Genomic DNA, 12,852 nt, shown 5'->3' with positions numbered 1-12,852 from the left:
TATATCCTTGTTGAATATTAAAGCCTTTTTCTTATACTCCGCTCTTCTTGGGACTCTTGTTTTTTTTGGCGTTGTAGAGTTTTTTATCGGCTTCCTTTAAAAGGGATTTTGATGATTGAACACTCTTGTTCGGTACAGAGGAAATTCCGTGGCTCAGCCTGACATGAATCGGGGAAGGATCTGCTGATTCCCGGGAGAGGGGGGAGGTGGCAAGGGTCTGTTTGACCCTGTTGATATAGTACTCTGCCTGGATCTCCGTCGTGGACGGGAGAATCACCACAAATTCGTCCCCGGCAAACCGGGCCACAATATCTGAGTCTCTTTTCAGGCGGGTCAGGCAGTCGGCCACGTGGCAAAGGGCCCTGTCTCCCGTGTCATGGCCGTAGGTGTCATTGATGGATTTGAAATCATCCAGGTCGAGAAAAAGGAGACTTAGATCCATGCCGTACCGTTTGGCCCTCTGGAATTCTCTTTCCAGGATCCTCTCCATGACCCCTCTGTTCAGCAGGCCGGTTAAAGGATCATGAAAGGCCAGAAATTTTAACTGCTCATGGGCCGTGACATTGGAAAGACATAGGGATACTTTCAGGGCGAGCTGTTCCAGAAGAGAGGTGTCAATCCCCGGTTCAAACCGGTGTCTGTCCGAATCCGCCTGGTTGATGCTGCCCACGATTTCTCCGTCCAGGGTGATGGGAGCAATGGAAATGGAGCCAATGGACCTGCCAAAGGATTCAGGTATCAGGTCCTTGAATTTTTCAAGATCCGTGTTGGCCAGAAGGGGAGAAACACGGTTTCGGGTCATCCTGGAAAAGCTCTGCCTGGAAACAAAAGCCGTGGACGATTTCAAAAGTGTTGAGTTCTGAATATCAATGAGCTGATCGGCAATGCTGCTCTCCCGGATAATGGAAATCCAGGTATGGGGGACATTGAATTTTTCACTGATCTCCCGTAAGAGTTTTTCAAGAAAATCCTGGAAATTGAGGATGCTCAGGATACTGGCTTCAATTTCATAGAATTTTTTGGCGATTTTTTCGTTTTGTTTTAGCCGCTCCAGAAGGGGCTGGGGGAGATCCATTGATATATCCTCTGATGGGTTAGAACGGTCCGACTTTCGGAAGAACATCTTTAAAAACAACACCGTAGATATCCCAGATTGTTACGAACAGGGCCGCAACAATGGGGCCGATGATAAACCCGATGATGCCGAACATGGAGATTCCGCCCAGGGTGGAAAACAGGATCAGCAGATCGTGCATCTGGGTATCTTTGCCCACAAGCCTGGGCCGAAGGAAATTATCCACACTGCCCACCATCAGGCCGCAGAACAGGACCAGGAGAAAGGCTTTGATCCAGGCTCCCTGGGATGCCAGCCAGAATGCGGCGGGCACCCATATCAGGGCGGTTCCGATACCCGGAATAATGGAGAGAACAGTCATCACGGCTCCCCAGAAGACCGCACTGGGAATACCCGCCACGGCAAAGGCAATTCCCGAGGCCCCGCCCTGGATGATCCCGATGATGGCAGTCCCTTTAATCGTGGCCCTTGCTACAGATGTGAATCTTTTCAGCAGTCTCTGCTCGTCATTATCTTTGAGGGGCATGTAAAACAGAATTTTTTCCAGCAGTCCGTGTCCGTCCATGAGAAAAAAGAACATGGTATACAGAAGAATGGAAACCGTGAATATAAAGTTCATGGTACCCATGGTCGCCGCCTGGAGACCGTTCACAAAAAAAGTGCTTGCCGCCCCGGCCAGCTCCCCGGCTTTCTGGAAAATCGTCTCCTGAAATGGCTCCATGGTTTCATAAAAGGGCAGATGCTCCAGCCAACTGGAAAACAGGGCCGGAGAAGACAATTGTCCCTGCACCCATGGGGTTGCCGATTGTCCGACCTTTACGGCCTGGGCCGTGACGATTCCCAACAGCCCGCTCAGGGGAAGCAGAACAATCAAGGTGATGACCAGTACGGTGGCGGCCGAGGCCAATGTCTTCCGGCCGCCCATCCAGCGGTTCACCCTCCGGTAGAAAGGATGGGCCAGGGCCGAGAAAATACCGGCCAGGAAAATGGCCATGAGAAAGGCTTTTATCATCATGAGAAAGAGCGCGGAGATAAAAAACACAAGCACCAGCAAAAAGGAGGGCTGGATCAGGTCACGGTTCATGCAGGGGGATACTCCTATTTTGATTCCGCCACTATGGCCACCAGGATATTTTCGATGCCCATGCCCGGTTCAAGGCCGAAGAGCAGTACCAACGTCGTTATTGAATCCACTATGATGACTTCCTTTGCCCCAGTCTATTCAACACATCTATCCTGAAAATCAGGTTGCCACCACAGGCTGAGTCCATCTGGAAAATCACCGGTACGGGATCCATGGATAATGAAGACCGGCCCATGAGGCATTAAAGCTGAGGAACAGGGTAACACCAAGGCGCCTGGAAATCAATTTAGATTTAAATAAGAAATAAAGTCCGGTTTTATCCCATCCCCCATTGGCTCCATGCCCGGACAGGAAACCCTGACCGGATTCTTCTGGAAAGTCCATTACAGAAAATCAGAGGCAGGAGTAGAAACCTGCCCCGGTGAAGCTGCCCCGGCGGTGGTGGTCTCCAAAACAGCCTGGGTTTGGAGGGGACACTTATTCCCCCCACGCCGGTATCTACGAGGGAAGAGGGACTCTCTCCCACCCGGATATTCTGAGTCGCTTGCATTATGGTTGAACCATGTTATATGGTTGAAATCATAAACGGCAAATTTTTGATGGTAAAAGGATTCCAGCAAGAAACTCACAAAGATTTGATTAATGATAGAAAAAAATAAAATCCGCTTTAGAATTTATTCAGCAGCGATTGCTGTTCTGTTATCCGTCGGCATCATCGGCTTTATGTTCATCGAAAATATGTCGCTGACGGATGCGATCTATTTTTCGATTGTAACCATGGCCACTGTAGGTTACGGCGATCTTCATCCCCAAACCGATATCGGAAAAATTCTGACTCTGATTATTATTATCTGCGGGGTTGGGACTTTTCTGGGTGTGATAGCCAGTATCACAGATCTGTTTGTCAATCGGCGGGAAGAGTCACTCCGGCGACAAAAGCTGGATATGGTAACCGGCCTGTTTTTCAGTGAAATGGGTAGTGAACTCCTGAAACGTTTTACACGAATTACCCCTGAAGCTGAGACTTTGCATGCTGTTCTCAGGGTTTCGGACGAATGGAAAGATAAAGATTTTGATACGGCATACAAGGTATTAAAAAAAAGTCGTTTTACGATAGATTCTCGTGGTGCAGATATTACTGAACTGTCGGAATACCTTCAGAACAGGGCGGATTTGCTTTTGCGGCTCATTGAAAATCCGATCATCCAGGAGCATGAAAATTTTTCCGAGCTGCTCCTGGCCGTATTTCATCTTCGGGATGAATTGCTGAATCGTTCCGATATATCGAAATTGCCTGATTCCGACCGTATTCATCTCGAAGGAGACATGGTTCGGGTATACCGCCTCTTGATCTTTGAATGGTTGCGGTACATCCGTTATTTAAAAGAAAGCTACGGATACCTTTTTTCTTTGGCAATGCGTGTGAACCCTTTTGATCCCGAGGCGGATGCTGTTGTGAAAAATTCCTGAAATCCGGATCTGAATAGCTTTAAAGAATAAATGAATCGGATGTATCTCTTATGGACGAAAAGAACCTTTTCATGAATGGACAATTTGTATCAAGATATGATGATCTTATCCAGGATCAGAATTGGTATGGTCCTGAAATTCTATTTGGAATGATCTTTGAGTACATCAATTCCGGAGAGAAGATATTGGATGTCGGAATCGGGACGGGGTTAAGTGCAACTGCTTTTCATACGTCCGGATTAGAGGTGTTTGGACTCGATTTTTCTTTTGAAATGTTGAAAGTTTGTGAACGAAAAGAGATTGCAGTTGATTTGAAGCAATTTGATATAAATGAGTCGCCATTGCCATATCCAGATCATTTTTTTGATCATATTAGTGCGAATGCCGTTATCTATTTCATTTCAAATTTGGAGGATCTTTTTAAAGAGATATCAAGGATTATCAAAAAAAAGGGAATCTGGGCATTTATTGTGGAGTCACAAAATGATTTGTCCAGAGGCCCGATTGTAGAAAAATCACCTGGAAAAAATGGCCTAATCACCTTCCGGCACAGTCGGCAGTATATATTGGATATTTTGGAGGCTAATAAATTTACCCTATTGAAGGAGCTTGAATTTATCTCAAAAAATTTTCAAATGGAAGGGAAACCGCTTCCTTTTACTTTATATGTCACGGAGGCCTAACCGGTTTCGGTTTCTATCTACCTCATTGATCCGGAGATGTTGAGTAAAAGGACCCCGTTCTTGTTTTTCGGGCCGCCGATGGTGATGCTCTTGTTATTCTTCAGGGCCACCCGGGTCTGGAAGACGGATTTGTTTTTTTTGTTGATCCGGATGCGGTAGGTGATCCGGGAACCTTCCATGCCCGAAGGGGTGAGAATCAGGTTCCGGTCTCCCGGGAGTCTGACCCGGCCGTCCTGGTTTTTCTTAAGATCCATGTCCTGGGTCTTGATCAGCCGGTAGGAGGTGTATTTAAAAACGGATTCCAGCTCACGGATCAGGTCCCCCAGGCCCGGATCCACATGGGCCGGCCCTGTAGCTGCCTGAATCACCCTGACCCGGGTCTTGAAAAGGGGCTTGGCCTGGGCAGTTCCCAGAAGAAACAATCCCAGTCCTGCTGTTAAAAGTATGATTTTTACGGGTCTGATCATGGAATCCCTTTTATGCCTCACTGAACCAGATAATGGTATGTTTTCCGATTTCGGTTTCAAGTATCATAACCGATGATGATTCTGTGTCAACTGTTTTTACGATAGCGCTTGGTGCGGCACTGGGAGCTATGCCTGGCAGGGCGATCGGTCCCATGTCCGGACCCGGGGATTTGTCTGTGTTCATTTGAAAGAGGGCCAGGCTGATAATCAGAGCCGCAGCCGTAATCGAGGCCAGTCTCAGTGCCGTGGGATTTTTCAATATTCCGAACAGGGTCTGGAAGCGGTCTTTAAAAGAGGAGGGAGCCAATCTGTCCATGGAGATCTGCACGGGCCGGGTTCGGTCGGTGCGGTCCTGGGCGTAAAGATCAAAGGCCCGGTCCATGCCCCGGAAACGGTCTACCCGGTCCGCGCACAGGGGGCAGGACTGAATATGGAGCGACAGGGTCTGGGTCTCTTCTTCTGAAAGTTCATTGTCCGCAAAAAGGCTCAGGGTTTTAAGGGAATATGCCGAACATGTTTTTTTTATGCCGCCACCTTCTTTTGGGTCTGTCATTTTTCCATGGCCTCCATAATCTGTTTTCTGGCATGGTATAATCTAGAGCTTACGGTTCCCCGGCTGATGTTCAGGCTCCGGCCGATCTCCTCATAGGACAGGTCTTCAAAAGCCTTGAGAACAAAGACCACTCTAAGGGGTTGGGAAAGTCGGGCCACGGCTTTCATCAGCCGGTCCTGGGCCTGTTTTTCCCTGAGAGAGGATTCCGGATCGGGCCGGGTTCCTGATTCATCCGGAAATCCGGATTCCTGGTCCGGTTCCAGGGATCTGTGGTGCCATCGGAACCGCCTTTTCCAACGCCTTTTCCAGTTCAGGCATTCGTTGACGGCAATTTTTCGTATCCAGCCCCAGAGTCTGGATTCCTGCCTGAATCCCCGGATATTCCGGATGGCTTTTACAAATACGTCCTGGACGATTTCCCGGCTGTCTTCCATGTCCAGAGTGATCCCGTAGACAAGTTTCAAGAGCCGGCCCTGGTACTCCTTTACCAGTTGATTGCAGGCCGCTTGCCTGCCTTTTTTCAGCCCTTCCACCAGGCCGGTTTCTGGGTTTCCGGGGCCGGGGGCCGGGCCTTCCTGATCCTCTCCGGCGGTTCCACCGGAGAGAGGCCGGGACCCGGATTTCACGGGGTATTCATCCGAATAACGATTAGTGCCTTACCCATACTCTTTTTTCCTGCCAGTATCCCTCTTGTACAATAAATTTTTCATTTCGTCCGGAAACCCATCTTCCCCTGGGGGTATAATGGCCCGGGTTCCATCTGACTTGGTATACCGGTTCAATCCAGATCCTTCCGGTTTCCCAGTGTCCCCGGTTATGGCCGGGACCTTTGCGGCAGCTGCGATAGGGAGCGTGTCTGTGATGACGCCGGGAATTCCAGGCGGCCCTCTCGGGCTCCCGGTTCATTCCCTTGTAGATGATGGTTCCCAGAATGGCGGCTCCGGTTCCCAGCATAAAACCCTCAATGGTATGTCGCCTTGCTGCTCCTGCATGGGCTGCAGAACCCCATACCAGGGAGATGATCACCAATGCTATGGTCATGATCGTGAATTTTTTCATTTTTTCCTCCATCTATCCTGTCCTGGTTCATAAAAGGAGTTTTCCCTTTTATAAATAGTTGACACCGGAAAAATGAAAATGCTCAAAAAAAAATAAAAAAAATTATCCGCCGATGGAGGTCATGTGGCTGACGGGAATCTCATCCGGTTTTCCAGCCTCCAGATGATGGTCCTTGGGTTTTTTCACCAGGGCTGCCCGGATGATCTCTGCCAGGTCTGTGTCGGATGCGCCGGCCCGCAGGGGGCCCAGGATATCTTTTTCATAGTCGTTGAGCAGGCAGGGTCTCAGGGTCCCCCGGGAGGTGAGACGCAGCCGGTTGCATTCACTGCAGAAATGGGAAGAGATGGGGGTGATGAATCCCACCACCCCGGGTGCACCTTCCAGCTGGAATTTTTTGGCCGGTCCGTCATCGGCATCCCGGGGCACGGGCATGAGCCTGCCGTGTGCGGATTCTATCTTTTCCCGGATTTCATCGGTGAGAATCTGGTGCCCGTTCTCCACATCGGACTTTCCCATGGGCATGTATTCAATGAAACGGACATGAAAGGGGTATTTCAGGGTCAGGCCTGCCAGTTTGGGAATTTCGCCATCGTTGATTCCCCTGAGGGCCACGGCATTGATCTTGATGGGCTCCATTCCCGCTTCATGGGCCGCCAGAACAGCGTTCCATACATTGTTAAACCGGTCCCGGCCGGTGATCCGTTTGAATCCGGCCGGATCCAGGGTATCCAGGCTGAAGTTGAGGCGGGTGATTCCCATCTCCCTGAGGGTCTGGATTCTTTGCGGGTTGAGCTGGGACCCGTTGGTGGTGATGGAAATATCCCGGAGGCCATCAATGGTGCAGAGCCGTTCCAGGAAGGAGAAGATCCCCTTTCTTACAAAGGGCTCCCCCCCGGTGATCCTGACCTTGGTGATGCCCATGTCACTGGCCAGGCGGGCGATCCTCAGGATCTCCTCATACCTGGCAATCCGGTCATGGGCAATGACGGAGAATTTTTTGCTGGGAACACAGTAGAGACACCTGAAGTTACACCGGTCCGTAACCGATATCCTCAGGTAGTTGATGGGGCGGCCGCCGGCGATCATGGCTTTTCCCGGTAATGATCCAGAAGTGCGTCCACAAGCCCCGGGATGGTATATGGATCTGCTTCTATATCCGGTTCAAGGCCAAGGGATCTGGCCGTGTCCGATGTAATGGGGCCGATGCTGGCAATACTCACATCCTTAAGCAGCCCGGGGCCGTCTTCTTTTGTAAGCAGGGACATGAAATTGGATACCGTGGATGAGCTGGTAAAGGTCACGGCATGAATCTCCTTATCTTTAAGCATGGTGATCAGGGGTTCCCTGCCGCTGTCGTCCAGGAGGGTCTCATAGGCCGTCACCTCATCCACCAGTGCGCCCATTTTTGCCAGTTCTTCGGGAAGAACGGTTCTGGCCAGCCTGGCCCGGGGCAGAAGGACCTTTTTCCCTTTGATGTCCTGGCCGGTAAAGGCCTCCACCACAGACTCGGCCCGAAAGGTTTCCGGCAGGATATCGCTGATGATACCGAAATCGGCCAGGCGTTCCTTGGTTACCGGTCCGATGCAGGCGAATTTGAGATGGCCCAGGGTGCGGACATCTTTTCCCATGGCAAAGAGGGTGTCAAAGAAGAACTTTACCCCGTTGACGCTGGTAAAGACCAGCCATTGATAGTCCTTTATCCGGGCGATGGCCTCTTCCATGGGGGAGATATCTTCCGGGGTCTGGATTTGGATGGTGGGGATCTCAATGCAGTGGGCACCCAGGCGGTTCAGCCGGGAGACCAGGTCCGATGCCTGGGCACGGGCCCTTGTGATGACGATCCTTTTTCCGAACAGGGGCTTTCTGTCAAACCAGGCCAGTTCGTCCCGGAGGCTGACCACATGGCCCACCACGATGATGGCAGGCGATTTGAGTCCGGCTTTTCTGACCCGGTCCACAATGGTCTCAAGGGTTCCGGTAACGGTCTGCTGCCGGGAGGTGGTGCCCCACCGGACCAGGGCTACGGGTGTGTCTGCCGGCTTGCCGTTTTCCATGAGCCGGTTTGCGATGTTTTCGAGATTTTTCACCCCCATGAGAAAGACCAGGGTGGCATTGGATCTGGCAAAGAGGTCCCACTGCATGGAAGAGGTCTCTTTTGTCGGGTCTTCGTGGCCGGTGATAAAGGATACAAAAGAAGTATGGTCCCGGTGGGTCACGGGAATCCCGGCATAGGCCGGGGCCGATATGGCCGAGGTCACCCCGGGAACGACTTCATAGGAGACACCGTGGGACAGGAGTTCCTGGGCCTCTTCTCCTCCCCGGCCGAATACAAAGGGGTCCCCCCCCTTGAGCCGGGCCACGGAAAGGCCCTGTTTGGCCTTGTCCACCAGGAGCTGGTTGATCTTGTCCTGGGTCAGGGTATGGTCCCCGCCCTTTTTTCCCACATAGATGACCTGGGCGTCCCGGGCCGCATATTCCAAGAGAAAAGGGGATGCCAGATAGTCATAGACCACCACATCGGCTTCTTCGATGCACTCCTTGGCCTTGATGGTCAGGAGCCCTGGGTCGCCTGGGCCGGCGCCGATGAGATATACCTTGCCTGGTTTATTTGTCATTTAGATTCAATGTCTCCAATATCTTTCTTCCGCCCCGGTCAAGGACCTGGTTGGCCAGTTGTTGGCCGAATTCCTCCACGTCCCCGGCAGGGGAGAGGATCTCTTCCCGGACCAGGGTGGTGCCGTCTTCCGAGGCCACCACGGCCGTGAGCCTGACCTCCTCATCTTTTATTTTCCCGAAGCAGGCCACCGGGATATGGCAGGATCCTTCGATCTGTCTGAGAAAGGCCCTCTCCCCGGTGACACAGGTCCGGGTGGGGCCATGGTCCAGACCCTCCATCACCTCGCCAATTTTCCTGTCATCCTCCCGGGTTTCAATACAGAGCGCCCCCTGGCCCACGGCCGGAACCATTGTGACCTCATCCAGGTACTCGGTGATTTCACCTGCCTGGCCCAGGCGGATCAGGCCTGCAGCAGCCAGGACAATGGCGTCGTATTCCCCGGATTTCAGTTTTTTGAGCCGGGTGTCCAGGTTGCCCCGGATGGAGGCAATCTCAAGATCCGGCCGGACATGTTTGAGCTGGGAGGCCCGTCTCAGGCTGGATGTACCCACCCTGGCGCCGGCAGGATAGTCGGCAAGCGCGGTGTTGTCTTTAGAAACCAGAACATCAAAGGGATTTTCCCGTTCCGGAATGGCACCGATGATCAGGCCTTCGGGCAGATCCCCGGGCATGTCTTTCATGCTGTGGACAGCCAGGTCGATCTTCTTCTCCATGAGGGCGGCTTCGATTTCCTTGACAAAGAGCCCCTTCCCGCCCACCATGGCCAGGGGCCGGTCCGTGATCCGGTCTCCGGTAGTCTTGATGATCATGATCTCCACCCGGGTTTCGGGAGACAGGTCTTCAATGCGGTCTTTTATGTAATTGGCCTGCCACAGGGCCAACTGGCTGCCCCGGGTGCCGATGCGGATCTTTTCCATGGCCTATCCCACGCCGCAGGAAGAACAATTGGTGGATGCACAGCCTGCACAGCCCGATGAAGCGGACGAAGCCGTTGTCTGGGGTTCCCCTCCTGGTCCTGCAGATTTGGTAACAAATCCGCATTTGGACATGAGTCTGGACAGGTCCTGGCTGTCGCATTCCGGGCATTCCGGTGTAAAACTTCCCATGACAAGGGTCTCAAAATCCTTGCCGCAATTGTTGCATTTATATTCGTAAATCGGCATCTTGCTCTCTCCGTTTGCTTTGTATTAAGAAACAAAACAATATAAGGGTTTTATCGGAGATTTTCAAGGGAAAGGGCGGTTTTTTCGGGCTGATCCTCTATCCTTTGATTGATTCTGCTTCCACCAAAGCGAAAACAGAAACCAACCCCGCCTTTGCACAGTGGCTGACTTTCACGGGAAACCCCTTTGGCGGGTTTGATTCGATCCGTTCGGCAGGTATAATCCGGGCTGTTTTTCAAGAGAGAAATGGCTTGACTTTTGATGCTTTGTTATATAGGACACAACAAAAAAGACGGCTGGAGCCGTTTCGTGCCTTACTCCTCGGTTTCTGTTCTAAAGATGAGAAGGGGAACACGGGTCGCGGGTTACCCGCACTGGTATTAGAGTACAGCAAAAATAATTTATCTGTTCTGCCGCCCTTTAAGGTGGACAGACGATCAATAAAGGCCATGAAGGTCCAGAGAATCCTTAACCGGGGATGGACATTCATGGCTTTTTCTGTATGCCTTCCCCTTTACATCCACGTTGAGTTGAAGATTGAAAAAGGAGAAGAGGAAAATGAAAAGAAGTTATTGGCCGCGATGGGTAGGTGCTGTGCTGCTTGGCTCTCTATGTCTGGTTCCCCCGGCATTGGCGGAACAAAGCGGGAACGAGGTTCTGGATATGGAAGAAATTACGGTAACCGCAACAAAAACAAGCGTGGCCCAGGAGTTGTCTCCGGTCACAGCTTACAGCGTGAGCCGTGAGGATCTGGATTGCCAGCCTTCCTATTATATGAATAACTTTGGTGAATTTATCCGGGATCTTCCCGGTGTGAGCGTAGGCCAGTACTATCCCTGGGGTCCTCCCTGGGTTCAGTTAAGGGGAACCGGTCACTTTCTCCAGCGGACCGCCTACCTCATTGACGGGATCCCGGTTCATGCTTTTTTGTCGCCGGCGATCAATCCCAAGGATATTGAGCAGGTGGATGTGGTACTGGGACCTTCCTCCGCCCTTTACGGTCCCAGTGCGGCAGGCGGGGCCGTTAATATTCTCACCCGCAGCGGACAGGCAAAAGAAGGCATCAGCGCCCAGGTGGCCTATGGAGAAAATAATACCTTCAAGCCCAGCCTTTCCATGGGAGATAAAAAGGATAATTTCTCCTACCGGTTTTCCTACTCCGGAGAGATATCCGACGGGTACCAGATGAAACCTCCGGCTGAAATGGTAAAATTGTACAATTTGGGCAAAGAAAATTATGTTGCCGGGGCCTCTGTTGAGGACAATGATTACAGCTACCAGTGGCTCAGCGGAAAAATGGATTGGGATAATCATAGAGACACCACCGTCTCCCTGGCGGTCAACTACATGGACCGGTATCTCTACGGCGGCCAGACCAATGCCATCACCAATGATCACGGGGATACGGTGGTATCCAACCTGAGACTGAGCCACAAATTCACCGATCAGGTGAAATTGACCGCGACCACAGGGTATCAGTACCAGTCCATTCCCTCCCAGGCCAATGGGGGCGCAAGCCTTGTGGGCGGGGTGGTTGTGGTGGATGATACCATCACTGAAATCGAAGACTGGGACCGCAAGCGGATTCCATTTGAACTTCAGGGGGATTTCACTGTCCTGCCCAACAACGTGCTCACGGCCGGTATCTATTTTGCCCGTGAAGAAGAAACCCTGTACGACTATGATCCCGACGGAACCCGGACCTACCGCTATGAACTGACCACAGACCAGTCTGCCGTGTATCTGCAGGACCAGATGTTTTTCATGGATGACCGGTTAAGTCTTTTGGGCGGGGTCCGGTATGACAAGTGGGAATATACGGACATTTATGATTCCGGTTCCTCCAACAGCACCCCGGATGACGTGGAAAAAGATACAATTACCTACAGGGGCGGTGTCAAGTTCAGGGTCAACAACATGCTGGCACTGCATACCTCTGCCGGTACTGCCTTCTGGCCCGGCAACCCAAAATGGCTTTTCCAGAATAAAAACACCGGCTCCGACTGGCGGGAGGCCAATCCGGATCTGGAACCTGAAGAAACCTGGATGGTGGATCTGGGGGCAGACATCACCCTTCCCGACTGGAATACCCTGATCAAGGTCACGGCATACCACGGCGTTATTGAAAATATCATGGCCTATACCTATGAGGATAACATGCCTCTCTCCACCACCCTGATCAAAACCCGGAATATCGGAGAGGCGGAAATCAACGGAGTTGAACTTTACCTGAAACAGCCCATTACACGGCATTTGGCCTTTACCGGATCACTGACCCTGAACGATTCGGAGATCACCAAGGACGACACCAACCCGGCCAATGTGGGCAATGAATTGAGAAACTCCCCGGATTATTTTGGCAGCCTGGGACTGCGGTACCAGAATCCCGAGCTGTTTAACTGGGAGGTTCTGTTCCGATTTTCAGATGACCGGTACTACGATGATAACAATGAAGATCTGCCCTATTTTCACATGGAGGCCTATGAAACACTGGATATCAAAGTCTGGAAGGACTGGGCCCTGTCTGAAAAAACCACCCTGCATACCCAGGTTTCCGCTGTCAATCTTCTGGACGAGGAGTATGCCACAGAGATTGTCTATGTCAATCCCGGCCGGTATGTGGAATGCATGATGGGGGTCAGATACGCGTTTTGAGGTCTGCATCCCCTTTACCCCTCTGG

General features: G+C 51.6%; 14 protein-coding genes. 4 read left to right on the top strand and 10 right to left on the bottom strand.

From position 1 onward, the window contains the following. Positions 1-31 precede the first annotated feature (31 nt). Together F608_RS0105295 and F608_RS0105290 are read right to left on the bottom strand one after the other, a co-directional pair. Positions 32-1,075, bottom strand: coding sequence for a diguanylate cyclase (locus F608_RS0105295; protein ID WP_022664580.1), 1,044 nt, complete (start codon positions 1,073-1,075; stop codon positions 32-34). Positions 1,076-1,094: 19 nt separating this feature from the next. Then, positions 1,095-2,159, bottom strand: a complete 1,065-nt coding sequence (locus F608_RS0105290) for an AI-2E family transporter (protein ID WP_022664579.1) — start codon at positions 2,157-2,159, stop codon at positions 1,095-1,097. A 642-nt stretch (positions 2,160-2,801) separates the two neighbouring features. On the opposite strand from F608_RS0105290, the gene F608_RS0105280 reads away from it, so the two are divergent. Further along, on the top strand, positions 2,802-3,629 hold the full coding sequence (locus F608_RS0105280; RefSeq protein ID WP_022664576.1) for a potassium channel family protein: 828 nt from the start codon (positions 2,802-2,804) through the stop codon (positions 3,627-3,629). A 50-nt stretch (positions 3,630-3,679) separates the two neighbouring features. Beyond that, a complete protein-coding gene (locus tag F608_RS30785; protein WP_022664575.1) occupies positions 3,680-4,312 on the top strand; it encodes a class I SAM-dependent DNA methyltransferase in 633 nt (210 codons plus the stop codon). 17 nt (positions 4,313-4,329) lie between these two features. Here the strand turns inward: F608_RS30785 and F608_RS0105270 are convergent, their stop codons facing one another. From F608_RS0105270 to F608_RS0105235, 8 genes are all read right to left on the bottom strand, one after another. Further along, positions 4,330-4,779, bottom strand: coding sequence for a hypothetical protein (locus F608_RS0105270; RefSeq protein ID WP_022664574.1), 450 nt, complete (start codon positions 4,777-4,779; stop codon positions 4,330-4,332). A 10-nt stretch (positions 4,780-4,789) separates the two neighbouring features. Beyond that, the gene (locus F608_RS0105265) at positions 4,790-5,332 is read right to left on the bottom strand and encodes an anti-sigma factor family protein (protein ID WP_022664573.1); all 543 of its coding nucleotides are present in this window, start codon (positions 5,330-5,332) and stop codon (positions 4,790-4,792) included. Continuing rightward, positions 5,329-5,958: an RNA polymerase sigma factor gene (locus tag F608_RS30780; RefSeq protein ID WP_022664572.1), complete on the bottom strand. Its 630-nt coding sequence runs from the start codon at positions 5,956-5,958 to the stop codon at positions 5,329-5,331. The genes F608_RS0105265 and F608_RS30780 overlap by 4 nt, the downstream gene beginning before the upstream one ends. 22 nt (positions 5,959-5,980) lie before the next feature. Beyond that, entirely contained in the window at positions 5,981-6,391 is a 411-nt protein-coding gene (locus F608_RS0105255; RefSeq protein WP_153307449.1) for a hypothetical protein, read from the bottom strand. Between the two features lie 102 nt (positions 6,392-6,493). Further along, a complete protein-coding gene (gene moaA / locus F608_RS0105250; protein WP_022664570.1) occupies positions 6,494-7,477 on the bottom strand; it encodes a GTP 3',8-cyclase MoaA in 984 nt (327 codons plus the stop codon). After that, entirely contained in the window at positions 7,474-9,006 is a 1,533-nt protein-coding gene (gene cobA, locus F608_RS0105245; RefSeq protein WP_022664569.1) for a uroporphyrinogen-III C-methyltransferase, read from the bottom strand. Before cobA ends, moaA begins: the two co-directional genes overlap by 4 nt. Beyond that, positions 8,996-9,925, bottom strand: a complete 930-nt coding sequence (gene hemC / locus F608_RS0105240; RefSeq protein WP_022664568.1) for a hydroxymethylbilane synthase — start codon at positions 9,923-9,925, stop codon at positions 8,996-8,998. Before hemC ends, cobA begins: the two co-directional genes overlap by 11 nt. 3 nt (positions 9,926-9,928) lie before the next feature. Further along, on the bottom strand, positions 9,929-10,171 hold the full coding sequence (locus F608_RS0105235) for an FmdB family zinc ribbon protein (RefSeq protein ID WP_022664567.1): 243 nt from the start codon (positions 10,169-10,171) through the stop codon (positions 9,929-9,931). Positions 10,172-10,185: 14 nt separating this feature from the next. On the opposite strand from F608_RS0105235, the gene F608_RS36460 reads away from it, so the two are divergent. Together F608_RS36460 and F608_RS0105225 are read left to right on the top strand one after the other, a co-directional pair. Beyond that, a complete protein-coding gene (locus tag F608_RS36460) occupies positions 10,186-10,917 on the top strand; it encodes a hypothetical protein (RefSeq protein ID WP_027362502.1) in 732 nt (243 codons plus the stop codon). Beyond that, positions 10,835-12,826, top strand: a complete 1,992-nt coding sequence (locus F608_RS0105225; protein ID WP_161626820.1) for a TonB-dependent receptor — start codon at positions 10,835-10,837, stop codon at positions 12,824-12,826. Before F608_RS36460 ends, F608_RS0105225 begins: the two co-directional genes overlap by 83 nt. Positions 12,827-12,852: the final 26 nt, after the last annotated feature.

It is taken from the genome of Desulfospira joergensenii DSM 10085 (genome assembly GCF_000420085.1).
In the GTDB taxonomy this organism is placed as follows: Bacteria; Desulfobacterota; Desulfobacteria; order Desulfobacterales; family Desulfobacteraceae; genus Desulfospira; species Desulfospira joergensenii.
The sequence above is the reverse complement of the archived record's forward strand: the minus strand, read 5'-3'. Positions and strand labels throughout refer to the sequence as shown.

Excerpts from the sequence above, each read along its gene's own strand:
- F608_RS0105295 (WP_022664580.1), bottom strand. The coding sequence starts at position 1,075 with ATGGATCTCCCCCAGCCCCTTCTGGAGCGGCTAAAACAAAACGAAAAA.
- F608_RS0105290 (WP_022664579.1), bottom strand. The coding sequence starts at position 2,159 with ATGAACCGTGACCTGATCCAGCCCTCCTTTTTGCTGGTGCTTGTGTTT.
- F608_RS0105280 (WP_022664576.1), top strand. The coding sequence starts at position 2,802 with ATGATAGAAAAAAATAAAATCCGCTTTAGAATTTATTCAGCAGCGATT.
- F608_RS30785 (WP_022664575.1), top strand. The coding sequence starts at position 3,680 with ATGGACGAAAAGAACCTTTTCATGAATGGACAATTTGTATCAAGATAT.
- F608_RS0105270 (WP_022664574.1), bottom strand. The coding sequence starts at position 4,779 with ATGATCAGACCCGTAAAAATCATACTTTTAACAGCAGGACTGGGATTG.
- F608_RS0105265 (WP_022664573.1), bottom strand. The coding sequence starts at position 5,332 with ATGACAGACCCAAAAGAAGGTGGCGGCATAAAAAAAACATGTTCGGCA.
- F608_RS0105255 (WP_153307449.1), bottom strand. The coding sequence starts at position 6,391 with ATGAAAAAATTCACGATCATGACCATAGCATTGGTGATCATCTCCCTG.
- moaA (WP_022664570.1), bottom strand. The coding sequence starts at position 7,477 with ATGATCGCCGGCGGCCGCCCCATCAACTACCTGAGGATATCGGTTACG.
- cobA (WP_022664569.1), bottom strand. The coding sequence starts at position 9,006 with ATGACAAATAAACCAGGCAAGGTATATCTCATCGGCGCCGGCCCAGGC.
- hemC (WP_022664568.1), bottom strand. The coding sequence starts at position 9,925 with ATGGAAAAGATCCGCATCGGCACCCGGGGCAGCCAGTTGGCCCTGTGG.
- F608_RS0105235 (WP_022664567.1), bottom strand. The coding sequence starts at position 10,171 with ATGCCGATTTACGAATATAAATGCAACAATTGCGGCAAGGATTTTGAG.
- F608_RS0105225 (WP_161626820.1), top strand. The coding sequence starts at position 10,835 with ATGGAAGAAATTACGGTAACCGCAACAAAAACAAGCGTGGCCCAGGAG.